The sequence below is a fragment of the Micromonospora sp. CA-240977 genome, assembly GCF_050942285.1.
GTDB lineage: Bacteria > Actinomycetota > Actinomycetes > Mycobacteriales > Micromonosporaceae > Micromonospora.
In genome coordinates this window covers 4,203,480-4,227,364 of record NZ_CP192055.1, presented here as the reverse complement: position 1 = coordinate 4,227,364, position 23,885 = coordinate 4,203,480, and the positions used below count along the sequence as shown (strand labels likewise).

At 70.5% G+C, this 23,885-nt stretch carries 23 protein-coding genes; 12 read left to right on the top strand and 11 right to left on the bottom strand.

Features of this window, described 5'->3' with window-relative positions:
• Positions 1 to 4 precede the first annotated feature (4 nt).
• Together ACQPWW_RS19615 and ACQPWW_RS19610 are read left to right on the top strand one after the other, a co-directional pair.
• Positions 5 to 559, top strand: coding sequence for a hypothetical protein (locus ACQPWW_RS19615; RefSeq protein WP_433124512.1), 555 nt, complete (start codon positions 5 to 7; stop codon positions 557 to 559).
• 74 nt (positions 560 to 633) lie between these two features.
• Entirely contained in the window at positions 634 to 1,188 is a 555-nt protein-coding gene (locus ACQPWW_RS19610) for a dihydrofolate reductase family protein (RefSeq protein ID WP_433124511.1), read from the top strand.
• Between the two features lie 7 nt (positions 1,189 to 1,195).
• Here ACQPWW_RS19610 and ACQPWW_RS19605 read toward each other — a convergent pair whose 3' ends face one another.
• Positions 1,196 to 4,237 (bottom strand): BTAD domain-containing putative transcriptional regulator, encoded by a 3,042-nt coding sequence (locus ACQPWW_RS19605; RefSeq protein ID WP_433124510.1) that lies wholly within the window; start codon positions 4,235 to 4,237, stop codon positions 1,196 to 1,198.
• Positions 4,238 to 4,320: 83 nt separating this feature from the next.
• On the bottom strand, positions 4,321 to 5,094 hold the full coding sequence (locus ACQPWW_RS19600) for an SDR family oxidoreductase (RefSeq protein WP_433124509.1): 774 nt from the start codon (positions 5,092 to 5,094) through the stop codon (positions 4,321 to 4,323).
• 83 nt (positions 5,095 to 5,177) lie between these two features.
• Between ACQPWW_RS19600 and ACQPWW_RS19595 the strand changes: the two genes are divergently transcribed.
• A complete protein-coding gene (locus tag ACQPWW_RS19595; RefSeq protein ID WP_433124508.1) occupies positions 5,178 to 5,864 on the top strand; it encodes a TetR/AcrR family transcriptional regulator in 687 nt (228 codons plus the stop codon).
• A 23-nt stretch (positions 5,865 to 5,887) separates the two neighbouring features.
• Positions 5,888 to 6,655: an alpha/beta fold hydrolase gene (locus ACQPWW_RS19590; protein WP_433124507.1), complete on the top strand. Its 768-nt coding sequence runs from the start codon at positions 5,888 to 5,890 to the stop codon at positions 6,653 to 6,655.
• On the opposite strand, the gene ACQPWW_RS19585 is transcribed toward ACQPWW_RS19590, so the two are convergent.
• Positions 6,652 to 7,143 (bottom strand): hypothetical protein, encoded by a 492-nt coding sequence (locus ACQPWW_RS19585; protein ID WP_433124506.1) that lies wholly within the window; start codon positions 7,141 to 7,143, stop codon positions 6,652 to 6,654. The genes ACQPWW_RS19590 and ACQPWW_RS19585 overlap by 4 nt on opposite strands.
• A gap of 174 nt (positions 7,144 to 7,317) precedes the next feature.
• Between ACQPWW_RS19585 and ACQPWW_RS19580 the strand changes: the two genes are divergently transcribed.
• Entirely contained in the window at positions 7,318 to 9,171 is a 1,854-nt protein-coding gene (locus ACQPWW_RS19580; protein ID WP_433124504.1) for an adenylyl cyclase, read from the top strand.
• A 230-nt stretch (positions 9,172 to 9,401) separates the two neighbouring features.
• Positions 9,402 to 11,777, top strand: coding sequence for a galactose-binding domain-containing protein (locus ACQPWW_RS19575; RefSeq protein ID WP_433124502.1), 2,376 nt, complete (start codon positions 9,402 to 9,404; stop codon positions 11,775 to 11,777).
• A gap of 55 nt (positions 11,778 to 11,832) precedes the next feature.
• Here ACQPWW_RS19575 and ACQPWW_RS19570 read toward each other — a convergent pair whose 3' ends face one another.
• On the bottom strand, positions 11,833 to 12,051 hold the full coding sequence (locus ACQPWW_RS19570) for a hypothetical protein (protein WP_433124501.1): 219 nt from the start codon (positions 12,049 to 12,051) through the stop codon (positions 11,833 to 11,835).
• Between the two features lie 266 nt (positions 12,052 to 12,317).
• Between ACQPWW_RS19570 and ACQPWW_RS19565 the strand changes: the two genes are divergently transcribed.
• The 5 genes from ACQPWW_RS19565 to ACQPWW_RS19545 all read left to right on the top strand — a co-directional run bounded on the left by ACQPWW_RS19565 (position 12,318) and on the right by ACQPWW_RS19545 (position 16,189).
• The gene (locus ACQPWW_RS19565; RefSeq protein ID WP_433124499.1) at positions 12,318 to 12,695 is read left to right on the top strand and encodes a hypothetical protein; all 378 of its coding nucleotides are present in this window, start codon (positions 12,318 to 12,320) and stop codon (positions 12,693 to 12,695) included.
• A gap of 415 nt (positions 12,696 to 13,110) precedes the next feature.
• Complete coding sequence (locus ACQPWW_RS19560; RefSeq protein ID WP_433124498.1) at positions 13,111 to 13,329, top strand: hypothetical protein; 219 nt, start codon at positions 13,111 to 13,113, stop codon at positions 13,327 to 13,329.
• A 142-nt stretch (positions 13,330 to 13,471) separates the two neighbouring features.
• Complete coding sequence (locus tag ACQPWW_RS19555; protein WP_433124496.1) at positions 13,472 to 14,245, top strand: hypothetical protein; 774 nt, start codon at positions 13,472 to 13,474, stop codon at positions 14,243 to 14,245.
• 125 nt (positions 14,246 to 14,370) lie between these two features.
• The gene (locus ACQPWW_RS19550) at positions 14,371 to 14,874 is read left to right on the top strand and encodes an NUDIX hydrolase (protein ID WP_433124494.1); all 504 of its coding nucleotides are present in this window, start codon (positions 14,371 to 14,373) and stop codon (positions 14,872 to 14,874) included.
• Positions 14,875 to 15,082: 208 nt separating this feature from the next.
• Positions 15,083 to 16,189, top strand: coding sequence for a hypothetical protein (locus tag ACQPWW_RS19545; protein ID WP_433124493.1), 1,107 nt, complete (start codon positions 15,083 to 15,085; stop codon positions 16,187 to 16,189).
• A gap of 116 nt (positions 16,190 to 16,305) precedes the next feature.
• Here the strand turns inward: ACQPWW_RS19545 and ACQPWW_RS19540 are convergent, their stop codons facing one another.
• Positions 16,306 to 17,172 carry a metallophosphoesterase family protein gene (locus tag ACQPWW_RS19540; RefSeq protein ID WP_433124492.1) on the bottom strand — a complete coding sequence of 289 codons (867 nt, stop codon included), beginning with the start codon at positions 17,170 to 17,172 and terminating at the stop codon, positions 16,306 to 16,308.
• A 138-nt stretch (positions 17,173 to 17,310) separates the two neighbouring features.
• Here ACQPWW_RS19540 and ACQPWW_RS19535 point away from each other — a divergent pair, with 138 nt between their 5' ends.
• Complete coding sequence (locus ACQPWW_RS19535; protein WP_433124491.1) at positions 17,311 to 18,162, top strand: alpha/beta fold hydrolase; 852 nt, start codon at positions 17,311 to 17,313, stop codon at positions 18,160 to 18,162.
• 89 nt (positions 18,163 to 18,251) lie between these two features.
• Here ACQPWW_RS19535 and ACQPWW_RS19530 read toward each other — a convergent pair whose 3' ends face one another.
• From ACQPWW_RS19530 to ACQPWW_RS19505, 6 genes are read right to left on the bottom strand one after another with little or no spacing between them, the layout of a single operon-like run.
• Positions 18,252 to 19,268 (bottom strand): methyltransferase, encoded by a 1,017-nt coding sequence (locus tag ACQPWW_RS19530; RefSeq protein ID WP_433124490.1) that lies wholly within the window; start codon positions 19,266 to 19,268, stop codon positions 18,252 to 18,254.
• 42 nt (positions 19,269 to 19,310) lie between these two features.
• Complete coding sequence (locus ACQPWW_RS19525; protein ID WP_433124489.1) at positions 19,311 to 19,940, bottom strand: hypothetical protein; 630 nt, start codon at positions 19,938 to 19,940, stop codon at positions 19,311 to 19,313.
• On the bottom strand, positions 19,937 to 21,343 hold the full coding sequence (locus ACQPWW_RS19520) for a selenium-binding family protein (protein ID WP_433124487.1): 1,407 nt from the start codon (positions 21,341 to 21,343) through the stop codon (positions 19,937 to 19,939). Before ACQPWW_RS19520 ends, ACQPWW_RS19525 begins: the two co-directional genes overlap by 4 nt.
• Before the next feature lie 14 nt (positions 21,344 to 21,357).
• Positions 21,358 to 22,089, bottom strand: a complete 732-nt coding sequence (locus tag ACQPWW_RS19515) for an ABC transporter ATP-binding protein (protein ID WP_433124486.1) — start codon at positions 22,087 to 22,089, stop codon at positions 21,358 to 21,360.
• Positions 22,062 to 22,895 (bottom strand): ABC transporter permease, encoded by an 834-nt coding sequence (locus tag ACQPWW_RS19510; protein ID WP_433124484.1) that lies wholly within the window; start codon positions 22,893 to 22,895, stop codon positions 22,062 to 22,064. Before ACQPWW_RS19510 ends, ACQPWW_RS19515 begins: the two co-directional genes overlap by 28 nt.
• Positions 22,892 to 23,872, bottom strand: a complete 981-nt coding sequence (locus ACQPWW_RS19505; protein ID WP_433124482.1) for an aliphatic sulfonate ABC transporter substrate-binding protein — start codon at positions 23,870 to 23,872, stop codon at positions 22,892 to 22,894. Before ACQPWW_RS19505 ends, ACQPWW_RS19510 begins: the two co-directional genes overlap by 4 nt.
• Between the last annotated feature and the right edge of the window lie 13 nt (positions 23,873 to 23,885).

Here is a 23,885-nt window from a genome sequence, read left to right as displayed (position 1 = left end):
GCCGGTGGAGGTCACGACGCAGGGCGAGCGGTTGGCCGCCGACCTGGGTCGCTGGTTGGCCGAGCTGACCTTCGTCGACCTGGACGTCGACGCGGTCACCGCCCTGGTGATCGACTCGGTGGTGCGGTGGGCCGAGGCGCAGGGCTGGCGGGTCTACCGGCGCGCGCCAAGCGTGCTGCCGCTGCCGCCGCCGATGGAGCAGCGTCACTCGGTCCTCGACGTGGCGTGTGCCCGTCCGGACGGCCCGCCGGTCGTGGTGGAGGTCGACCACACCGACCGGGCCCGTACGGTGCAGAAGCTGCGCGCCGAGGCGGACGCCGGTCGCATCCCCCTCTGGGTGCGGTGGGGTGTCGGGCGGTTCACCGCGCCGCCACCGCCGGTGCGGATGGTGACCGTCGAGGTGACCCGGCGGGCCGGGCCCGCCGGGCGCGGACGGCTGCACAGCCGCACCGGGGACCGCCCCGCGCCGGCGCACTCGACCGGCGGTGGCACGCTGGCCGCGCAGGCACTGCCCATTCCACTGGCCGGCCCGGACGCGGACGACGGTAAGGGCGTCTGAAGCGGATCGTAAGTGGAGATCGGCAGAGTTCTGGGTGTCACCGGAGAACACGACCGACACCCAGGAGAATTTCGATGCGCAAGCTCATCAACTCGACCTACATCACCCTCGACGGCGTCATCGAGAACCCCATGTGGACCGCGCCGTACTTCGACGAGGAGGCCATGAGCCTCGCCGGGGCGCAGACCACCGAGGCCGACGCGATGCTGATGGGACGGGCCACCTACGACGGCATGTCCGCCGCCTGGCCGAAGATGGACGAGAGCGACCCGAACACGGGCGCCGCGTACTTCAACAACGTCAAGAAGTACGTCGCCTCGACCACCCTCACCAACCCCACCTGGAAGAACACGGAGGTGCTCCAGGGCGACCTGGTCGAGGAGGTCACCAAGCTCAAGGCCCAGGAGGGCAAGAACATCATCCAGTACGGCTTCGGCTCGGTCACCGCCCAACTGATCAAGGCGGGCCTGGTGGACGAGGTCCGGTTCTGGATCCACCCGGTGCTGGAGGGTGGTGCCAACCTGACGGCGGCGCTCACCGATTTCAAGGCCTCGTTCGATCTGGTCGACACCCGGGTGCACAAGAGCGGCGTGATCGTCGCCTCGTACGCGCCGAAGACGCCGGCCTGACCGGAGATCAGAGCTGAGCCCGGGCCTCGCTCGGGCTCAGCTTCGCGCCCTCGGCGAGCAGCGCGTCGAACCGTTCCGGCCCGAGTTCGGCCCGCAGCCGTGCGGCCGTCCGGTCGGTGTCGTCGCGTTCGGCCGGCGCGGCGGGGGACTGCGTGGTGAGCCGGGCGGCGGCCGCCGCGCCCAGCAGCCGGGCGGCCACCTCGGGGGAGCGCGCCGCCGCCGCCATCCCCTCCAGCGGGCCGACCGCGTCGCGCATCGTCGCCATCGCCTCGGCGGCCTCGAACGCCTCGATGTGCAGGGCCAGCGCCGCGTCCGGGTCGCCGCCCTGCTCGATCGCGTAGCCCAGCTCGACAAGGACCATCGGCAGGTAGAGCGCGGGTTGGCTCTCGCCCCGGCCCTGGTCGACGAGGTTGGTGAGGTGGGTGACGGCCAGGTCGAGCTTGCCGTCGCGGCGGGCGGCCAGGCCGAGGCTCATCTCCGCGAAGACCAGCGCGCCGGGCGAACCCTGCTCAACCGCCAGTCCGTACGCGCGTTCGGCCAACTCCCGACCCTGGGCGTAGTCGCGGGTCTGCACGGCGAGCCAGGCCAGCCAGGACAGCTCCGCGCAGACCTGCGGCCACAGCGCCAACTCCTCGGCCCAGCGCAGCCCTTTTCGGTGCAGCGCGACGGCGCGCTCGTGCTCGCCGCGCATGTCGGCGAGCCCACCCACCCACTCGGTCGCCCGGAGTCGACCCCACCGGTCGCCGAGGTCGGCGAACAGTGCGGCGCTGCGGGTCGCCGTGCGCTCCAGGGCGGCCTGGTCACCGTTGGCGTGCGCGAGGTGGGCCCGGGAGGTGAGCACCGCCGCCTCGGTCCACGTGTCGACGGCGGCGGTGGGTAGCAGCTCCGCCGCCAGGGCCAGGTCGCCGTGCTCGATCACCGCGTTGGCCGCGAACCAGGCGGCGTGGCCGTGCGGGTCGACCGCCACCGCGGCGCGTACGTCGTCAGGTGCGATCGCCTCGCCCTGCGACAGGGCGAAGCCGACCCGCCAGGGGGCCGCACGGGTCTCCTGTCCCGGGTCACCGGGCACGGCCAGGGCTTGCCGTGCCTCGGTGAGCCGGCCGCGCAGATACCAGTACCAGCTCAGGGCGACCGCCAGGCGCAACCCGCCGCCGTGGGCCAGCGCCGAGCGCAGGTTCGCCGTCTCCGCGTCCAGCAGCGCCAGCCATCGTTGCTGGTCGGCGCCGCGCAGCTCGGGGTCGGCGCGTTCGGCCAGCTCGGTGAAGTAGGCGGCGTGCCGCGCGCGTACCTCGTCGGCGTCGGTCAGCCGGTCCAGGCCGAACGCGGCGACCGATTCGAGGAGCCGGTAGCGCGGGTCGGCGCCGGAGTCGTCGAGCACGACAAGCGACCGGTCCACAAGCCGCGCGAGGGTGTCCAGGTCGGTGCGGCAGACGTGCTCGGCGGCCTCCGGGGTGCAACCGTCCCGGAACACCGCCAACCGGGCCAGCACCTCCCGGTCGGCCGGGTCCAGGAGGTCCCAGCTCCAGCCGATCACCGCGGTCAGTGTCCGCTGCCGGGTGGGCACGTCCCGTTGCGCTGTGGTGAGCAACCGGAAACGGTCGTCGAGCCGGTCCACCACGCCCCGCACACCGAGGGCGCGGACCCGGGTCGCGGCCAACTCCAGTGCCAGCGGCAACCCGTCGAGGCGGCGACAGAGCTGCGCCACCGCAGGTGCGGTCTGCTCGTCGAGCCGGAAACCGCGCTGCTGCGCGGCGGCGCGGGCGGCGAACAACCGGGCCGCCGCCGAGCGCCGGACCGCGTCCAGGTCACCGTCGGCCGGCACGGGCAGCGGGGGTACGTCCCAGAGCAGCTCGCCGGTCAACCCGAGTGGCTCCCGACTGGTGGCCAGCACGCTCACCCCGGGCACGTCCCGCAGCAGTCGGGCGACCAACTCGGCGACCGGCTCGATCACGTGTTCGCAGTTGTCGAGCACGAGCAGCAGGTGCCGGTGTCGCAGGGCGGTGACCAGGCGGTCGCCGGCCGGCAGGCTCGTGCCGGCGGCCTCGTGGGCGCCCAGCGCCGCGAGCACCTGCTCGGCGACGCGCGGGTCGCCGGCCGGCAGCGGAGCCAGCTCCACGAGCTGGACGCCGTCGGGGAAGGACTGGGTGCGGGCCGTCTCGGTGGCCAGTCGGGTCTTGCCGACCCCACCCGGCCCGACCAGCGTGACCAGCCGCTGCCGGGGCAGCAGCGCCCGCAGCTCGGCCAGCGCCTCCGCTCTGCCGACGAGTTCGTCGAGCTGGGCCGGCAGGCTGTTGCGGATGAGCGCGGCCTTCGGCGGTGCGCTCAGGCCGGCGTCCTGTTCGAGGATCCTGCGGTGCAGGGCGACCAGCTCCGGGCCCGGGTCGAGGCCCAACTCCTCGGCGAGCCGCTCGCGCAGGTCGGCGTAGCTGTCCAACGCCTCGGACTGGCGGCCGGCCGCGTACAGCGCGCGTAGCTGCACGGCGCGCAGGCCCTCGCGCAGCGGATGCCGGGCGACCAGTTCGGCGAGGTCGGCCGCGACCAGGTCGTGCTCGCCCCGGGCCAGTCGGGCCTCGGCCAGCCGCTCGTGCACGGCGAGGCGCTGCTCGGCCAGTCGGGCCGCCTCGGCGCGGACGAACTCGGCGTCGGCCACATCGGCGTACGCCTCGCCGCGCCACAGCCCGAGCGCCTCGGTCAACCGGTCGGCGTCGCTGCTGCGGGCCAACTCGGCGAACCGGTCGGCGTCGACGGTGGCGGTGCGCAGCAGGTAGCCGGGCGGTCGGGACTCGACCAACTCGCGGGCGCCCGGTTCGGCGTCGTTGAGCGCCTTGCGTAACTGGGACACCCGCACCTGGAGGGCGCCCAGGGGGTTGGCGGGGGAGTCAGCGCCCCACAGGTCGTCGACGAGGCGGTCCGCGGAGACCACGTGGTTGCGGTTGGCCAGCAGGTCGGCCAACAACGCGCGCACCTTCGTGCCGGGCACCACCACGGGCTCGCCGTCGTCAGTGGACACGGCGAGCGGCCCGAGCACCCCGAACTGCACGGCCGACATCTTACGACCTGGTGCGCGAATGAGTCCGGAGCGCGCCGGGTTGGAGGCCCGGCCCCCGGTAGGAAGCCGGGCCATCCGAGGGCTCAAAGTCCGGCGCCGCCGGTTGCGTCGATCACTCTGCCGGTGACCCAGCGGGCGTCGTCGGAGGCGAGGAAGGCGACGATGTCGGCGATGTCGGCGGGTTCCCCGACGCGTCCGAGGGCGGCCAGGGAAGCGGCGTGGGCTTGGGCGCCGGGGTTTCCGCGCAGCCATCCGGCGTTGATGTCGGTGTCGACGATGCCGGGAGCCACCGAGTTGGCGGTGATGCCACGCGGGCCCAGGAGCTTGGCCAGGTTGAGGGTGAACGTGTCCAGGGCGCCCTTGGTGGACCCGTAGGCGATGGCCTCAGGCATGGACAGGCGGGCCGCGCCGCTGGAGATGTTGATGATCCGGCCGCCGTCGCGCAGCCGCTTCAGCCCTTCCTTGACGATGAAGAACGGTGCCCGGACGTTCACGGCGAAGACCTCATCGAACCCCTCCTCGGTGAGCGAGGCCAGATCGGCGCTACGGCCGATCCCGGCGTTGTTGACGATGATGTCGACGCCGTCGCCGGGCGTGTGGGTGCCGATGTGAGCGTCGAAGGCGGCCCACAGCGCGGCCGCGTCGCCGTGGCCGCCCAGTTCCGTCCGGATCGCGAAGGCCCGGCCGCCGTTCTTGCCGATCCGCTCGACGACCTCGGTGGCGGCGGTCTGGTCGCGGGCGTAGGCGACGGCGACGACGGCGCCGTCTCGGCCCAGTCGCTGGGCGATGGCCTGACCGATCCCCCTGCTGCCTCCGGTGACCAGTGCGACCTTGCCGTCCAGTGCGTGCGCACCCATGGCTAGTCCCTCCTATTTGTTGATCGATGGCTCAACAAATAGACTAGCACCCATTGTTGAGCGATAGCTCTACAATGGGGGTCATGAGTACGGCAGGCGCGACACGGGGACGCCCCCGGACCTTCGACCGCGACGCGGCGCTGGCCGCGGCTACACGGCTGTTCTGGGAGCGCGGCTACCACGCCACGTCGGTCAGTGAACTCACCGAGGCGATGGGTATCCGGCCAGCCAGCCTGTACGCCGCGTTCGGCGACAAACAGTCGCTGTTCAAGGAGGTGGTGGCCGCCTACGGATCCTCACCCGTCGGCGCCTTTGTGGGTGCAGCCCTCGGGGAGGAACCCACCGCCTACGCCGCGTTCGCCCGCATCCTGCGCGAGGCCGCGGAAATCTACCCCGACCCCTCCCACCCGGCCGGGTGCCTGACCATCACCGCCGCCACCAACGTCGCCGTCCAGGACGTCGGCATCGAGACGTTCCTACGCGACCTGCGCAACGCCAACCTCAGGGTCTTCCAGGACCGCCTGACCGCCGCACAGCAAGCAGGAGAACTACCCCGGGACACCGACCCCCACGCCCTGGCCGGATACTTCGCCGCCGTCATCCAGGGAATGTCACAACGCGCCCGAGACGGAGCCGACAAGACCGAACTCACCCAGGTCGCCGAGCTGGCCCTAACCGCATGGCCCACCCACCGACCATCTGGACGCGTACGCTCCACCAACGCGCACCAGGTTGTTAACGTCGGTAAGCCGACCGGAAGCCAACCGTAAGCGCGTCGGCGCACCGTGTGGTCATGGACATCTATCACGAAGAGCACGGCAACGTCACTGGTCGCCCGCTGGTGCTGATCCACGGAGCGCTCTCCGGCATCGACACCTCGTTCGGCACGATCCTGCCGCTCCTGGCGAAGACCCGGCGGGTGATCGCCGTCGAGTTGCAGGCACACGGCCGCACCCCGGACGTGGATCGCCCGCTGACCGTGGAGCACTTCGCCGCCGACGTCGTGGAACTGCTCGACCGGCTGGGCGTCGAGCGCGCCGACGTGTACGGCTGGAGCATGGGCGCGGCGGTCGCGCTGCGGCTCGGCACCGATCACCCCGACCGGGTCGGGCGGTTGGTGCTCGCCTCGGTGAGCTTCGACGACGACGGCCTGCACCCCGGGCTCCTGGACGGCATCCAGGACCTGCAACCCGAGCACCTGCACGGCTCGGAGTTCCACGAGGAGTATCTGCGCACCGCGCCGGAGCCGGCGGGCTGGGCCAACCTGGTCACCAAGATGAAGGTGCTGGACGCGAACCTGCCGCAGTGGACGCCCGAGCAGATCCGGGCGCTCGCCGCACCGACCATGATCGTGCTGGCCGACTCGGACATCGTCCGGCCCGAGCACGCGGTGGCGATGTTCCGACTGCTCGGCGGCGCGGTGCCCGGCGACCTGACCGGTCTGCCGGCCTGCCGGCTGGCGGTCCTGCCGGGCACCACGCACACCTCGATCCCGCAGCGCGCCGACTGGCTGGCCCCGATGATCGACGAGTTCCTCACCGAGGTCGGATCGTCCGTCTAGCTCTGCCGGTACGGACCGCATCCTCGCTCTGGTCGATCCTGTTCGGATCGGCGGCGGATGGTCGCGAGCATCCGTCGGACGCCGATCACGTGACCGCCGGACGTCAGCAGCATCTGCCGGTAGAGGCCGCCGGTGAGGCCGGGAAAGGCGGCTCGCGTCTCGGCCCGCAGGCGGGATCGGCCTGGCTCGGCTGGTTCGAGGCGGAAGATGAGCGCGTAGGTGGAGAACCGGTGGCTGCCTCGCAGTGCCAACGTGCGGCCGGGGATCGCGGTGGCGACGTGGAATCCGGGGAATGTCGACCCCTCGGTGAGTGGTCGTGGCCCGGACGTGACGGGGTCGGCGGCACTTACCAGGCGGGCGTACTCGCTCATGCCGCGCCGCGAGAACGACCTCTCGACGACGTCGGTGAGGTGGGGCCAGACCCGGTCGGTGTTCGCCGCGATGAGCGTGGCGTGTTCGTCCAGGTGGGGCAACGAGTCGATCTGCATGTGCGCCTCCTTGCGTCACCTCCCATCCTCACCCGTACGGCCGGAAGTTCGCCGCCCCCGGTCATGGCGTGGGGTCGATCCAACGGGTAGAAACATGTCTACCCATCAGAGAGCGCTCTCACCGCCCCAGCTGTGCCGGGAGTACGCCGCCGGCCAGCGGAGAGGACGAACCACATGGCAAACCCCTCCCGACGTACCCTCATCCTTGCCCTTCTGGTGACCACCGCGGTCGCAACGACCGGCACGGCCGCCAGCGCCGGCCGCCCGACGGTCGGCGCACCCGACTTCGGGCCGAACGTGACGATCTTCGACCCGAGCATGCCGGTCGGCGAGATCCAGCAGACCCTCGACGCGGCGCACGCCCGGCAGGTCGACAACGAGATGGGCACCGAGCGGCACGCCTACCTGTTCAAGCCGGGCGCGTACGGCACGGTCGAGCAGCCCCTCCAGGCCAGGGTCGGCTACTACACCGAGGTCTCCGGCCTGGGCGCCTCGCCCACCGACGTCACAGTCAACGGCAAACTCGAGGTCTACAACCGCTGCCTGGCCGACGGCGGCACCGGCAACTGCCTCGCGCTCGTCAACTTCTGGCGCACCCTGTCCAACCTGTCGCTCACCATCAACGCCGCCGGTCAGGACGACTGCCGGTCGACTGCGAACTTCTGGGCGGTGTCCCAGGCGGTGTCGATGCGCCGGTTGAACATCAGCGGCGGCGGTCTGTCGCTGATGGACTACTGCACCGCCGGCCCGCAGTACGCCAGCGGCGGGTTCATCGCCGACTCGCGGCTGCCGGCCACCACGAACGGCTCCCAGCAGCAGTGGCTGACCCGCAACAGCGAGGTCGGCGGCTGGTCCAACGCGGTGTGGAACCAGGTCTTCGCGGGGGTCGAGGGCGCGCCGGACGACGCCACGTTCCCCGACCCGCCCTACACGACACTGGACACCACCCCGCTCAGTCGGGAGAAGCCGTACCTCTTCGTCGACGACAATGGTCGCTACCACGTGCGGGTGCCGGCCGCGCAGCGCGACAGTCGGGGCGTCTCCTGGGTCGACGGCATGACGCCGGGGCGGACCCTCGACATCGGTGACTTCTTCATCGCCAAGCCGACCGACTCCGTGCGCGTCATCAACAGCCACCTCGCGCGCGGCAAGCACCTGCTGCTCACCCCCGGCACGTACGACATCGCCCGCAGCATCGAGGTGCGGCGCCCCGGCACGGTGGTGCTCGGCATCGGGCACGCCACCCTCACCGCGGTGAACGGCGCCATCCCGCTGGACGTCGCCGGCGTCCCGGGCGTGATCGTCGCGGGCGTCACGATCGACGCGGGCCTCGTCGAGTCGCCGGCCCTGCTGCGGGTGGGTCGCCAGCACGGTCACAACGCCAGCAGCCCGACCAACCCGACCACGCTGTCCGACGTGTACTTCCGGGTCGGCGGCCCGCACATCGGGCGGACGAACACCGCGCTGGAGGTCAACAGCGACAACGTGCTCATCGACCACACCTGGGTGTGGCGCGGGGACCACGGTGTGGAGGGCTTCACCGAGGGCGTCAACGGTGACACCGACCGCTGGCGCACCAACACCGGCCGCTACGGCGCCGTCATCAACGGCGACCACGTGACCGCGACAGGCCTCTTCGTCGAACACTTCCAGCGCTACAACACGGTCTGGAACGGCGAGCACGGCACCACGATCCTTTACCAGAACGAGCTGCCGTACGACCCGCCGACGCAGGCCGACTGGATGAACGGCCCGGTCGAGGGCTGGGCCGGGTACAAGGTCGGTGACCAGGTGCGGCACCACATCCTGCACGGCGGCGGGGTGTACGTCTTCAACCAGAACAACCCGTCGATCCACACCGAGAGCGGCTTCGAGGTCCCGGACCGGCCGGGCGTGCGGCTGCACCACGTCATGACCGTCAACCTCAGTGCCGGCACGATCGACCACGTGGTCAACGGCGTCGGCGCCGCGGCCGACATGACCAAGGTCGGCGCGCCGGTCTACCTCGCGCAGTACCCGGCCCCGTAACGGATCCGGCGGAGCGGACGGGGGTCGGAGCCGACGGGGCTCCGACCCCCGCTGTCGTCCCCGCCGCGCGCACGGCTCCGCTGCCGGAGTGCCCTCGATCCCCAAGGTGGCGATCGAGTACTTCCGATTTACTGGCAGATAATTTCACCGTTCAGTCGTGCTCTTGCGGTGCAGCATTCACTGCTGCCACGATGGCCGTCAATGCCTTCCGTCCCGAAGGAGTGGTCCCCATGGCGGTCTCCCGCCGCAGGTTCGTCACGTCGGTGTTGGCCGGGTCCGCCCTCGCCGCCACCTCCACCGAGCTCTTCGCCAGCCCCGCGCAGGCCGCCAGTCCCCCCGGGGACGTGGTCGGCAAGGTGACGGTCGGCTACCAGGGCTGGTTCAGCGCTCCCGGCGACTCCGCGCCGATCGGCGGCTGGTGGCACTGGAGCCGCGACCGGTTCCAGCCGCCCTCACCCGCGAACACCACGATCGTGTCCTGGCCGGACATGCGCGAGTACACGCGCAGCTATCCCACCGCCTACCCCAACCTGGGCAACGGCCAGCCGGCCACCCTCTTCTCCTCCTACGACCAGCAGACGGTGGACACCCACTTCCGGTGGATGCAGGAGTACGGCTGCGACACCGCCGCCCTGCAACGGTTCAACCCGACGGGCGACGAGGGGCCGACCCGCGACGCGATGACGCTGAAGGTCCGCTCGGCGGCCGAGCGCTACGGCCGCAAGTTCTACATCATGTACGACGTCACCGACTGGTTGACGATGCAGTCGGACATCAAGACCGACTGGACGACGAAGATGTCCACGCACACCGCGTCCAGCGCGTACGCCAGGCAGAACGGCAAGCCGGTCGTCTGCATCTGGGGCTTCGGCTTCAGCGAGCCCAGCCGGCCCTTCACCCCAGGGCCCTGCCTGGAGGTCATCAACTGGTTCAAGGCGCAGGGCTGTTACGTCATCGGTGGCGTGCCCACCTGGTGGCGGCAGGGCATCGAGGACTCCCGCCCCGGCTTCCTCGACGTCTACCACGCGTTCCACGCGATCTCGCCGTGGATGGTCTACCGGGCCAGGACGGTGGAAGAGCTCGACTCGTACTACAACAACGTCAACGTCGGCGACATGGCCGACTGCGCGGCACGCGGCATCGACTACCTGCCGTGCGTGATGCCCGGTGACCTCGCCGGTGGGCACCGCAAGCACGGCGACTTCTACTGGCGGCACATCTACAACATGGTCCGGCTCGGCTCCCAGGGCCTCTACGTGTCCATGTACGACGAGTACAACGAGGGCAACCAGATCGCCAAGACGTCCGAGACCCAGGCCACCACCCCGGCCGGCGCGAACATCCGCGCCCTGGACGAGGACGGCGTGTCCTGCTCGGCCGACTACTACCTGCGGATCACCGCCGACGGCGGCCGGATGCTCAAGGGGCAACTCGCGCTCACCGCGGTCCGTCCCACGCCACCGATGACCGGCACCCCGCCCCCGACCGGCGGGAACCTGGCCGCCGGTCGGCCCACCTCGGCCAGCAGCCAGGGTGGCGGGTTCCCCTCAGGGAACGCTGTCGACTCCGACGCCGGCAGCTACTGGGAGAGCGGCGGCGGCGCGTTCCCGCACTGGTGGCAGGTCGATCTCGGCGCCAGCCACCAGGTCAACAAGCTCGTGGTACGGCTGCCCGCCGGCTGGGGCGCGCGGACCCAGACCATCACCGTGCAGGGCAGCGTCGACGGCGGGTCCTTCGCCACCATCGCCGGGGCCTCCGGGTTCACCTTCGACCCGGCCACCGGCAACACCGTCACCCGCACGCTGCCGACCACCACGACCCGCTACGTCCGGCTCAGCATCGGCGCGAACACCGGCTGGCCGGCCGCCCAACTCGCCCAGGTCGAGGTGTACGCCACCGGCGCCACCACCGACAACCCGCCGACCGCGCCGAGCGGCCTCACGGTGACCGGCAAGACGGCGGGCAGCGTGTCTTTGGCCTGGACGGCGTCGACCGACGACAACGGGGTGACCGGTTACCAGGTGCGCCAGGGCGGCACGGTCGTCGCCACGGTCACGGGCACCACGGCGACGGTGAGCGGGCTCAACGCGTCCACCGCGTACACCTTCACTGTCACCGCGCGCGATGCCGCCGGCAACACCTCCGGCACGTCCAACGCGGTCACCGTCACCACGGACGCCGCGGCCAACGCGGACCTCGCCCGCGGACGGTCCACCAGCGAGAGCAGCCACGTCCAGAGCTACGGGTCGGGCAACGTGGTCGACGGCGACGCGAACAGCTACTGGGAGAGCGCCAACAACGCGTTCCCGCAGTGGGTCCAGGTCGACCTCGGCGCGACGCGCACTGTCGGGCGGGTGGTGCTGAAACTGCCGCCGTCATCGGCCTGGGGGAGTCGGACGCAGACCATCGCCGTGACGGGCAGCACGGACGGGAGCAGCTTCGGCACCCTGTCCGGGTCGGCGGGGCGCACGTTCGATCCGTCAAGTGGCAACCAGGTGAGCCTCACCTTCAGTGCCGCGCAGGCCCGGTACGTGCGGGTCACCGTCACCGGCAACACCGGCTGGCCGGCCGGGCAGCTGTCAGCGCTTGAGGTGTACGCAAGCTGAGCGGGCGTGGGCGGTCGCCGGGACGCCGACCGGCGGCCGCCCACCCATCGGCGAATCACATTCTTCCTCGTCGGATCGCGAAGGGGATGCCGACGGCCGCGATGAGCGCGCAACCCGCACCGATGACCATCAGCTCCACGCCGTTGTCTCCACCGTCGGCCGCGGTGATCGCTCCCCAGACGAGGACGAGCACGCCGAAGAAGCCCGTCGCGAGACCCAGCGCCCACATGGTGTTCTTGCTGTACGGTCCGGGGTTGGCCGATCGCTCTTCCATCTCACTCCCTGCCCATCGGCGGCGTGTGCGGTGCCTGCTTGCCGGTCCACGATGGACAATTACCCGCAGGGCATTGTCGGCAACCGTGTGCGGGACACGGTCATCAAACCCCCGCCCCGGTCGCCGATCCCGGAGAACAAGATTACCGAGACGACCGACAGGGATCGGGGTAGCCAAATCTCCTTGGGCTGGTTACATTGTCACAATGTAAGCCGACCTTCGTCTTATCGCGGCGAGGGCGGAAATCAGAACGACGAGGAGGGCGAATGATCGTCAAGCGTAGGCTCACGGCAGGACTGTCCACCTTCTTGCTGTCGATCGGAGCTGGCGCCTTCGTGGCGTCAACTCCGGCTCAGGCAGATCTTGTCTACTGCTACGACAACCCGCAGTTCTGTCTGTATGACCGAGATGGCTTTTATTCCGAAGGCTACCCCGGGAACACGCCCCGCAACACGTGCATCCCGCTGAAGAGCTTCGACGACAACGTCGTCTACAACCTGACCAGCACGAGATGGTACGTGTTCCACACCACCACCTGCGACGGCGCCCACGAGGAGGTTCCCCCCGGCTACGTGGGCCTGATCCCAGGCGGCTACCACTACGGACAGACTCACGCGATCATGCGAACCAGCAGGACCAGCTAACCCCGAGATCACATTAATCGTGCCGCGCCCGGGTGAATGACACTGGCTGTTGTCAATCGGATGACCATTGACATCCAACTCGTCAAACGCTCGGGCGGCATCGGTTTGTCGCGACGACGGATGCGCTGACGGCCCCGTTTCGTCCAGCGTCAGACGACACCAGAACGAGTCGACCTGTACGCCACAGCGTGTTCACGCATTCTGTGATCGATGCCCTGCTTCGTGTTCTCTGTTGCCGAAGGACAGTGGGACGACCGAGCCGCCAGCAAGGTACAGCGCTGCGTCCAGGTCACGCGCACTCATCACCGCACGGACTCGTGTGGCTACGTGGCCGGGAAGGTGCCGCTCGGCCTCTCGGGGCGAGAAGAGGGCGACGTCCTCCAACTCCTGTCCCGGCAGATCGAAGCCATCGAGGTTGTCAAACGACCCGCAGTCGATCGACGTCGCGCGGGCGTACCTCCGGGTGGGTGACCTGCGCGGGGCCGCCCGCGCCCTGGTCGACGCGGACCACGTTGCGCCGGCCGAGGTACGGTGCCGGCCGTTGGCGCGTACCGTGATCGCCGAGATCGCTCGCGTGCGGCCGGCACCGGCCGGTGTGGCGCGACTGGCGACGGTTGTCGGTCTTACCCGCTGACGCCGACCGGCGGCCGTCACCCACCCGGCGAGCGGGCAGGGCACTTCGAACCCCTTGAGTACGTCATGATGTGACCATCCATCGCGACGACCGGGTTTTCTCGTCGGCTGCCGCCGTCGCCCAGCACCGGTGAGGAGCACTGTTGGCGAAGAACAAGCCGCCGTTCAGGATGAAGGCGATGCTCAGTCTGGAACGCGGCATCGGAACCGCCACCGACGCTCTGCGCCGTTACGCTCCGCTCGCCGACGAGATCGGCGCCGACGGGATCGACGTCGACGTCGACCGCGCGGACCTGCTGCTGTCGGGCTACCGGGTCGCCGCCAACGAGGAACGCGCCATGCACGACTTGGCGCAGGGCCTGCTGCACCGCTTCGGCTGGCGCGATCAGGACTTCAGCTACGCGAGCAACGTCCGCTACGCCGAGACCGACGTACCCCCGTCCGGTCCGCCGGCCACTCGCCTGGTGATCAACCGTGCCGACCAGTATCTGGGCTGGGAAGGCGAGACCCACGGCTGTGCCCTCACTCCCGACCGCACCCTGGACATCGGGCCGACCGAGGCCGATGTCGTCGCCCGGCTCTTCGTGACCGTTGCGGCGGCCACGATCGCCGAGAGCGTACAGGCGCTGGGACCGTGGCTGGCTCGCGTCGGGCCGGCCGCCGTCAGTGTGGACCCGGGCCGTGCGGCCCTGCTCTACCTCGCCCGCGCCGACCTGCGGACCGAGGCGGAGATGCTTGGCCTGGGCCCGGTCGAGACCGACCGCATCGAGGGGGACACCGATCACGTCATCGAGACCGCGACGGCCGCCGACGGCACGACCCTCTGGCTGCGTCGGGGCACCGACCCGGTTTCCCCGCGCTGGCCCGGCATCTTCGAGCCCCGAGAGTTGATGATCTCCGACTCCTATCCGGACTAGCTCGGAAACGGTGGCCGGGGCCGGGCAGTTCCGCCAACTGATCTGCGAAGCCAACGGCGCTTGCGCTGGCCGGTACACCCGTAATCAGGTGGACGGGCTGGCTCGGCAATGGGCAGCATCGGGTGGTGCACATCGCAACGGACGGGGAAGTCGTCGACATCATCACGGCTGCCGACCACTGGCAGTCTTCCTGGTATCCGCCGTCGGACGTTCCCACTGGCACTGCACATGGATCGACCGGAGTCTGCGTTGTCGATGGTCAGGTGGTCCTGGTCAGCGATGACGGCACGTACTGGCAATTCCCCGGCGGACGCCCGGAGGCCGGCGAGGACTGGTCCGACACCCTGGCCCGTGAGGTCAGCGAAGAGGCGTGTGCGACGGTGCTCGGCTGTCGATTGCTGGGCTTCAGCCGTGGGCTGTGCAGGAGGGGGCCAGAGCAGGGTCTCGTGCTCGTGCGGGCACTGTGGGGCGCGGATGTCCGCCTGGACGCGTGGACGCCCGAGCACGAGATGGTCGAGCGTCGCCTCGTCCCTCCACAAGGTGTGTGGGATGCGTTGACTGTTCCGACTGGCTGGGAGCCAATTTACCGCCGAATCGTGATCGAGGCAGGCATCCCGGCTGGTCGATAGTGAGGTCCGGTGCCGGCCGTTGGCGCGTACCGGGATCGCCGAGATCGCCTGCGCGCACCCGACGCCGACGTGGCGCGACTGGCGGCGGTGGTCGGCCTCGCTCGGCCGTGAACAACCGGTCCGGACGTGTTCGAAGGGGGTTGCTCGTGGGCGGGAGCGCCTGGCATGCTCTCGGCATGATCGACAGAATTGAGTCCTCCGTCCGCCGGTGAGCGTGACACCCGAGCCTGGACTGCTCGGAACCCCGCTGTCGTTGTTTGAGCACGCGTTGCGGTTGCATCGCGAGGATCCCGACTCGCCCCTGTTCCGTGACGGCGTGCCCTACCCGGACGACGGACAGCACCGAGGTCGGAAGCTTCGTCCTCCAGTACCGGACGACCGGCGCCACGTTGGTGTTGAGGTCGCCGCCGTCTTGGACGCGCATTTTGCTGAGCCTCTCGCCGCTCCAGGCGATCTCGCCGAAGCGTTCCATGGCCTCTACATTCCGATCCATCGCAATGACCACATCGCGGCTGCGGCGTCTCGCGTTGATGCTGACCGTGTCCGGCAGACCGGTCGCTGGCTTGTCCGGCACGCCACCGATCGGTGCGCTGCGACCGTTGGCCTGGCGCTGTTGGGCACCCTCTGGGATGACGACGACATCGAGCTGATCAAGACGATCGGGCTGTTGTCGAACCACTTCGGGCCGCTGGCCGCGCATGCGTTGGAACGGCGGTTGTGGTGCGGTGGCGCGGATGCCCTGCTGTGGCTGGCTGAGCGGGTCACGGACTGGGGCCGGGTGTATGTCGTGGAGTCCCTGTGCAAGGTCGGCGGCACCGGTGCGCGGCCGTGGATGCTGCGTCGTGCATGTGACGGCGACTACCTCAACCGCTACTTCGCCGGAGAAGTCGCCACCGCCGCGCACCTGCACGAGGCGATCACCGCTGCGGATCCCGACAGTGCGGTGATCGACCACACCGGCCTGCTGCTGGCCACCATGGCCGACAGCGGCGGCACGGGCATCACGCTCGATCGCTACCCGTCCGCCGCGGCCGTTCTGGAGGCCCACTGTGAACGCGCCGGTCGTCTGGAGCCGTCGGTGGGGCGCTTTGTCATCGCTGCGCAACTGGCCGGGTATCTGCATGGGGCAGCGGCGGACCGAATGGCGTGGCCCGAGGGGGGACGAGAACGAGTCTTGGGCGGCTACCTTGCTCTCCTGAATCGTGCGGACTGGTGCGCTGTCGCCCGCGCTGGGCTGGCCGAGGGCGATCACCGCGTCACCTGGCTTGCCGGGGCGCTGGCACCGCGCCTCGGGTTGCGTGCGTTCAGTGACTGAGGGCGCGCCGGTGCATCGTGATCGGCTCGGTTTCAGTGATGTCGCGGTGTCCGGGTCGGTGGGATGCCGCGGTTTTGCCGAAAGCGTGTTGATCTCGCCTCGTCCGCGTTTCCGGGTCAGCCTGCCGTCTGCCGCATCCGGCGGAGGTCCGCCGCCGGGTTGATGGTGCGCACCGGATCGGGCACCGAGCCGCGCCGCCGCCACTCGCGCGGGTAGCCCAGCGAGACCTCCTCGAACCGCACCTCGTCATAGAACGTGGTGCGGGGGATGTGCAGGTGCCCGTAGACCATCGTGGACGCGCCGAAGCGCAGGTGCCAGTCGCGGGTGCGGACGGTGCCGCACCACTGGGCGAACTCCGGGTACCACAGGACGTCGGTGGGTTCGCGCACCAGCGGATAGTGGTTGACAAGCACGGTCGGCAGGGCCGTGTCGAGTTCGGCCAACCGGCGCTCGGTCTCGGCGATCCGGGCGTCGCACCACGCCTCCCGGCTCGGGTAGGGGTCGGGGTGCAGCAGCGCCTCGTCCGTGCACACCACCCCGGCCTTGTACGCCAGGTCGAGTGACTCCTGCTTGGTGTTCGCCCCGGGCACCCGGAACGTGTAGTCGTAGAGCACGAAGAGGGGCGCGATAGTGGCCGGGCCGCCCACGCCGTCCCAGACCGGGTACGGGTCCTCCGGGGTGACGACGCCCAGCCCGCGGCACAGCCGGACCAGTTCCTGGTAGCGCGCCTCGCCGCGCAACTGCACCGGGTCGTCGGGTGGTGTCCACAACTCGTGGTTGCCCGGCGCCCAGACGACCTTCGCGAACCGCGTGCTCAGCAGCGTCAGCGCCCACTCGACGTCGGCGTACCGCTCGGCCACGTCGCCGGCGACGAGCAGCCAGTCACCGTCGTGGGCCGGGCGCAGCTCCTGGACGAACGAGCGGTTCTCCGGGTGGGCGATGTGCAGGTCGCTGACGGCTCGCAGTCCAGGAGTTGGGCTCACGCTCCGAGGTTAGGCCTTCGTGGCCCGATCGGAACACCCCTGTTGGGCCTGCTGGGCGTTTCCCGCCGCCCGCATATCCGCCGACTCGACGGGAAAGCCGCGACGTCCGACAGCCCGAGACCGGAGCAGGAGACAAACATGCCTTTCATCACCGTGGGGACGGAAAACTCCGCGCCCATCGACCTGTACTACGAGGACCACGGTTCCGGTAAGCCGGTGGTGCTGATCCACGGCTTCCCGTTCAACGGGGCGACCTGGGAGAAGGTGACCACCCAGCTGCTCAACGCCGGATACCGGACGATCACCTACGATCGGCGCGGTAACGGCAACTCCGCCCAGCCGGCGTTCGGGTACGACTACAACACGTTCGCGGCGGACCTGGACGTGCTGATGACCGAGCTGAACCTGAACGAGGTGACCCTGATCGGTCACTCGATGGGCACCGGCGAAGTGGTCCGCTACCTCGGTAACTACGGCTCGCAACGGGTGAGCCGGGCCGTGCTGCTCAGCCCGCTGCAACCGATGTTGGCGAAGGCCAGCGACAACCCGGAGGGCGTCGACCGGAGCCTCTTCAAGGGTTTCCAGGACGCCATCATCAAGGACCGCTTCGCCTATCTGACGTCCTTCTGCGACGCGTTCTTCAACCCGGACCAGAACATGGGCAAGCGGGTCAGCGAGGAGGCGTACCGGGCGCACTGGCAGATCGGCGCGATGGCCTCCGGTAAGGCCACCCACGACAGTGTGGACGCCTGGCAGGAAGACTTCCGCCCGGACCTGCCGAAGATCAATATTCCGGTGCTGATCGTGCAGGGTGACCAGGACCGGGTGCTGCCCTATCCGGTGACCGGCCAGCGGCTCGGGCCGATGATGCCGACCGGTCAGCTCGTCACGCTCAAGGGCGCGCCGCACGGCATCCCGTGGACCCACGCCAACGAAATCGGCAAGGCGATCATGGACTTCATGAAGCAGCCGGCCAAGGCTCGCGCCTGACCCGTACCGGTGGCCGATCGGACACCCGCGCCGTGAGGCGCCACGACACCCGGCCCAGGGTTCGCACCGGGGCCGGGTGTCGCCGTCGGTCAGGGCCGGCGGGCCACCACCGCGCCGTTGGCGCCGGGGGCGTCGAACGGCACCGTGCGCACGTCGACGAAACCGGCGTCGGCGAGCCAGGCGCCGTACTCCGCGCCCGAGTAGTTGCGCCCGCCCTCGGTCTCGACAAGCATGTTCATGCCCATCAGCGCCGCCTCCGGCGGCCCGGTGCGCTCGTCGTTGAGCAGCAACTCACACACGACGATCGCACCACCGGACGGCAGTGCCGCGTGGCAGCGGGCCAGCAGCGCCCGGTTCGTCGGCTCGTCCCAGTCGTGCAGGATCATGCTGAGCAGGATGACGTCGTGCCCGCCGGGCAGCGCCGGGTCGGCGAGGAAGTCCCCGGCGACCGCGTCGATCCGCCCGGTCAGACCGGCCTCGGCGATCCGCTCCCGCGCCCGTACGCAGACGTGCGGCAGGTCCAGCACTGTGGCCCGCAGGTCGGGCAGGCGGCGGCAGAACTCGATAGGGAACGCGCCCGCCCCGCCGCCTACGTCGAGCAACCGGCGGTGCGCGGAGAAGTCGTACGCGTCGGCTAGGGCGCTGGCGGTGAAACTGGACGTGGAGAACATCGCGTCCCAGAACTGGGCGAGCATCTCCGGGTCGGCGGTGTCGAACATCGACTGTTGGGACTCCGGGTCCCAGGTCAACGGCCGATCCGTGCGCAGGGCCTCGCCGATGCGGTGCCAGGGCAGGTAGGTGCGCAGGTCCGAGTAGCGGACCTGCGCGCCGAAGTAGTACGGGCGACCCTCGACAAGGAACTGCTCGGCCAACTCGGAGTTGCGGTAGCCGTCGCCGGCCTTCTCCAACAGGCCGAGCGAGGCGCTGGCGGCCAACAGCAGGTCCGCGGGCCGGTCGGGCAGCCCGAACTCGGCGGCGACCTCGTCGACTGTCATCGTCCGCCCGCCGGCCAACCGGGTGAACAGGCCGAGCTCGACGCCGGCCGCGAGGGTCTTGAACCCCCACACACCGGCCACCAGGCGCATCAGGGGAGTGGGAGTGGTCACGAAAACATCAGACCATACGTCGGCCCCATCCACGATGGTCGTTCACGCCCGGATGAGCGTCACCAACCCGGCCGCGACCAGCACGCCCGCCCAGAGCCGATCCACGTTGAACCACGCCCGACGCAGCACCCCGACCCCGAGCACCTGGTAGACAAGCAGCGCCACCACCAGGGCGGTGCCGAGCATGGCCACTGTGTGCACCCCCGCCGCCGCGAGCCCGGACAGCGCACCCACCGGCGCGGCGGACAGGTGCCCGGCATGACCCCCGGGCACCGGCTCGGCCACCAGCAGCGGCAGCAGCATCAGCCCCGCGCCGTGCGCCGACGACATGAGGAACGACCAGCCGGCGAGCTGCGCCGAGGACAGCCGCATCCCCGCCCAGTGGAAGTGCCGCTCGGAGAGCAGCCGCCACAGCCCGAACGCGACGAGCAGCACACCGCCGACCACCGCCAGGGTGGTGCTCGCCGTCACCGAACGGGTAGCGGTCACCAGCGCCGCGACGATACCCACCGAGGCGAGATGCCCTGCCGCGATCGGCGGCAGCGACCGCAGCAGGGCCGCCCGGTCGCGCTCCTGCAGGCCCCGGGCCACCGCGAACAGCCAGCCCATCGCCGGGTTCAGACCGTGGAACGCGCCGAGCGCGGCGAGCGCCGCCCAGGTGGCGACGGTCACGGGAAGCAGTACGAGTCGGAGGACGCGTCCCCGCCCTGCAACCGGGTCTGGTGCACCCGCAGCCCGCGGAACTCCTCACCGTGCGGGAAGAACCTCTCGTCGGGGGTGAGCCCACCGGCGTCCACGTCGACGTCGAGCTTCGCCAGCCAGGCCCCCACCCCGTCCGGGTAGAACTGGTCGTCCCACGAGCCGTAGAGGGAGTTGCTGACGTAGACGCGCCGGCCGTCGCGGCTGACCTCGACCATCTGCGGGCCGCCGGCCAGCGCCTCGTCGGGCGCGGACGGGTGCGCGGTGCGGCGGACGATCCCACCGAGGCGCACCGAGCCGGTCTGCACGGGGTGCAGCGGGTCGCTGACGTCGTACTGGCGGAGCTCGCCGGTGCCCCAGCAGGAGACGTAGAGGAAGCGGTCGTCGACCGACAGGTCGATGTCGGTCACCAGCGGCGGCACCGCACCGAACGGCTTGAGCAGGTCGGGCAGGTCGGCCGGATCGGCCGGCTCCGCCGGAATGTCGATCACCTTGGTGACCGCCCAGGCGTCGCCGTCGCGGTGCCACAGCCACACCGAGGCGGACAGGTCCTCGACGCTGATCACCACCCCGACGAACCCGTACGACTGCGTCGGGTCGTGCGCCGGGCGCAGCTCCAACGGCATCTGGTACTGATCGCCCAGGTCGACGCGCTGCACGTGCCGGCGCTTCGCGAGGTCCCAGAAGTGGATCGCGTGGCCGTAGCGTCGGCCCAGCAGCAACTCGCCGACGATGCCGTCCTCGATCATCGACGGGGTGCCCCACTCGCTGGTGACCAGCACGTCCTGGGTGAGGTGCCACCACACGTCGTACGCCAGGAACTGCGGACCCCGGTCGGACTCCCACGCCGCGCGTACCTCGAAGGTGGTGTGGTCGAGGATGGCGATGCCGCCCGGCCCCTCCGCGCCGTCCGCGCCGCCGAGGGCGGAGAGGTAGATGCCGTCCGGACCACAGTGCACCGTGTGCGGGCGCGAGTAGCCGGCCTTCTTCGCCAACTCCTCCGGCCCGATGACCTTGACCACCTGGGGCTGGCGCGGATCGGGCTGCGTGTCGATCACGTGGATCCGCGACGACCGCAGACCGGGCACGATCAGGTAGCGCCGCTCGACGTGCGGGTGCGGGGCGGTCGGACAGAGCGCGCTGCTGCACGCGTTCCACCCGAAGTGGTGCAGCTCGTCGCCGAGGTGCGGCAGGTCGGTCCAGCCGACCACAGTGCCGTAGGTGGGGGAGTCGGGGTCGGTGTCCAGCACCACTATGGCGTCCGGACGGCTGGCCGTCCGGTCGAAGGCCGCCACGTAGGCGAGCTTTTCCGCCGGCGCGGCCACCGCCTCCCGCGGGGAGGGGTAGAAGGTGGGATCGGGGGTCCAGCGGGTCATCGGGTCTCCGCTCGTCAGAAGGTGGGAACGCCGAGTCGGTCGAGCAGGTGCCGGCGCAGCGCGCCGAAGGCCGGATCGTCAGGCGTACGGGTGGGGGCCAGGTCGACGGGCAGTTCCGCGGCGATGCGGCAGTCGTCGAGGAGCAGGATCCGGTCGGCGAGCAGCAGTGCCTCCTCCACGTCGTGGGTGACCAGCAGGGCGGCGAAGCCGTGCTCGGCGCGCAGCCGACGCAGCAGGACCTGCATCCGCAGTCGCGTCAGCGCGTCCAGGGCGCCGAACGGTTCGTCGAGCAGCAACAGGTCCGGTTCGCGGACCAGGGCCCGTGCGACGGCGACCCGTTGTGCCTGCCCACCGGAGAGCTCGGCCGGCCAGGCGCGGTGCCGTTCGGCGAGCCCGACCTCGGCCAGCGCGCGGTGGATCCGACCGGCGGTGTCCGCGCCGGACAGCCCGAGCCCGACGTTGGGCGCCACCCGCTTCCACGGCAGCAACCGGTGTTCCTGGAAGACCACGGCGGCGGTGCCGTGCACGACGATCTCGCCGCTGGCCTCGCCGTCCAGCCCGGCGAGAATCCGCAGGAGGGTGCTCTTGCCGGAGCCGCTGCCGCCGAGCAGAGCCACCACCTCGCCACGGGCGATGCTCAGGTCGACTCCGGCCAGCACGACCGTCGGCCCGAACGCCCGGTGCACCGCGTGCGCGGTCAACACCGGCGTCGTGCCGGTCAGGTGGCCCGCAGTCCGCGACGCCATGTCAGCATCCTCCTCTCCACCACCCGCAACGCACTGTCGGATATCAGCCCGAGCAGCGCGTAGACGAGCAGGCCGAGCACCACCACATCGGTCTGGCTGAACTCCCGCGCCTCCATCATCAGAAAGCCGATCCCGGTCTGGGCGTTGACCTGCTCGCCGACGACCAGGCTGAGCCAGGCCGCGCCGATCGCCAGCCGCAGGCCGAGGAAGAGGGAGGGCAGCGCGCCGGGCAGCACCACGTGCCGCAGCCGCGCCGCCTGCCCCAGCCCGCAGGTACGGGCGGCCTCCACCAGCCGCTCGTCGATGTCCCGGATGCCGGCGTAGGTGTTGAAGTAGAGCGGGAAGAACGCCCCCAGGGCCACCAGGCTGATCTTGAGTGACTCGCCGATGCCCACCCAGATGATCAGCAACGGGACCAGGCCCAGATGTGGCAGCATCCGCGCCATCTGCACCGGTGGGTCGACCAGGTCGTCGCCGAGCCGCAGCAGCCCCGCCACAGTGCCCAGAAACAGCGCCAGGACGCCGCCGATCAGCAGCCCCGCTCCGGCGCGGGTGAGGGAGTCCAGCAGGTGCACGAGGAGTGTGCCGTCCCGGGCCAGCCGCCAACCGGTGGCCAGGACGTCGCTGGGCGCGGGCAGCTTCTCCGGTGCCAGCAGCCCGGTCCGGGCGGCCACCTCCCACCCCAGGACCAGCGCCACCGGGCTGATCAGCCGCCGGTAGCGTCGGACCGACCGAGGGCGCCGAGGCGGAGCTGGCGCCGCGGTCACGACCTCGCTGGGGGCCTCGGCGAGCGTGGCGCGGCTCATTGGAAGACCGCGCTGAACCGGTCGTCGACCCGGGATCGGAGGTCCACCGGCCCGGGAATGAGATCCAGGGCGATGAAGCCGTCGGTGATCGCCTGAAGCTCGTCGCCGATCGCCGGGGTGACCGGGGCGAGGGGCCGGGCGCTGCGAGCCAGGGCGCGGCTGGTGACGTCCTGCGGGATCTTCAGCTCCGGCGCGAGGGTGCTGGCCCGCTCCTCGGGATGGGCGATGCCCCAGTCGGTCACCTCGCGGTAGCGCTGGAGGAAGGCCCGGACCTCGTCCGACCGCTTCGTGACGGCCTCCGGGGCGGCCAGGACGTACTCCCGGTTGCTGGCCAGACCGGTGGCGTCCGCGAGCACCCGCACCCCCGGTTGTTCGGCAAGCGCGAAGTACGGGTCCCAGATCACCCAGGCGTCGACCTGCCCGCCGTCGAACGCGGGCCGCCCCTCCGCGGGCTTGAGGTACGTGACCTGGATGTCCTTCAAGGTCATGTGGTTCGCCTTGAGTAGCTGGACCAGCAGCCAGTGCACGTTGGACCCCTTGTTCAGGGCCACCGTCCGGCCCTTGAGGTCGGCGAAGCTGCGGTAACCACTGTCGGCCTTGACGAGCACGGCCTCACCCTGCGGGATCGGCGCCGACGTGCCGATGACGGAGAACGGGATCTTCCCGGCCGCGGCGAAGACGGGTGGCGCCTCGCCGACCTGTCCGATGTCGATGGAGCCGGCCTTGAGCGCCTCGGTGAGCGCGGGGCCACTCTCGAACAGCGACCACTCCACCTCCGGTGCGGCGCCACGCGCCTTGACCAGACTGAGGCCGCCGAAGCGCTGGTACCCGACCCGGAGCTTGCCCGCGCCGTCCCCGGCGTCGGCCGAGCCGCCGCAGGCGCTCAGGACGGCCGTGGCGAGCACGGCCACTGTCGTCAGCGCGGCGGTGACCAGGCGACTGTGGTGCGGGGGACGGCGGACCGAGGGGGTACGCATGGCGGCTCCTTGG

Bases quoted from the DNA above. Each gene is read 5' to 3' on its own strand.
- ACQPWW_RS19610 (WP_433124511.1), top strand. From the start codon at position 634: ATGCGCAAGCTCATCAACTCGACCTACATCACCCTCGACGGCGTCATC.
- ACQPWW_RS19590 (WP_433124507.1), top strand. From the start codon at position 5,888: ATGGACATCTATCACGAAGAGCACGGCAACGTCACTGGTCGCCCGCTG.
- ACQPWW_RS19595 (WP_433124508.1), top strand. From the start codon at position 5,178: ATGAGTACGGCAGGCGCGACACGGGGACGCCCCCGGACCTTCGACCGC.
- ACQPWW_RS19510 (WP_433124484.1), bottom strand. From the start codon at position 22,895: ATGAGCCGCGCCACGCTCGCCGAGGCCCCCAGCGAGGTCGTGACCGCG.
- ACQPWW_RS19565 (WP_433124499.1), top strand. From the start codon at position 12,318: ATGATCGTCAAGCGTAGGCTCACGGCAGGACTGTCCACCTTCTTGCTG.
- ACQPWW_RS19575 (WP_433124502.1), top strand. From the start codon at position 9,402: ATGGCGGTCTCCCGCCGCAGGTTCGTCACGTCGGTGTTGGCCGGGTCC.
- ACQPWW_RS19570 (WP_433124501.1), bottom strand. From the start codon at position 12,051: ATGGAAGAGCGATCGGCCAACCCCGGACCGTACAGCAAGAACACCATG.
- ACQPWW_RS19535 (WP_433124491.1), top strand. From the start codon at position 17,311: ATGCCTTTCATCACCGTGGGGACGGAAAACTCCGCGCCCATCGACCTG.
- ACQPWW_RS19580 (WP_433124504.1), top strand. From the start codon at position 7,318: ATGGCAAACCCCTCCCGACGTACCCTCATCCTTGCCCTTCTGGTGACC.
- ACQPWW_RS19520 (WP_433124487.1), bottom strand. From the start codon at position 21,343: ATGACCCGCTGGACCCCCGATCCCACCTTCTACCCCTCCCCGCGGGAG.
- ACQPWW_RS19600 (WP_433124509.1), bottom strand. From the start codon at position 5,094: ATGGGTGCGCACGCACTGGACGGCAAGGTCGCACTGGTCACCGGAGGC.
- ACQPWW_RS19585 (WP_433124506.1), bottom strand. From the start codon at position 7,143: ATGCAGATCGACTCGTTGCCCCACCTGGACGAACACGCCACGCTCATC.
- ACQPWW_RS19515 (WP_433124486.1), bottom strand. From the start codon at position 22,089: ATGGCGTCGCGGACTGCGGGCCACCTGACCGGCACGACGCCGGTGTTG.
- ACQPWW_RS19505 (WP_433124482.1), bottom strand. From the start codon at position 23,872: ATGCGTACCCCCTCGGTCCGCCGTCCCCCGCACCACAGTCGCCTGGTC.
- ACQPWW_RS19605 (WP_433124510.1), bottom strand. From the start codon at position 4,237: ATGTCGGCCGTGCAGTTCGGGGTGCTCGGGCCGCTCGCCGTGTCCACT.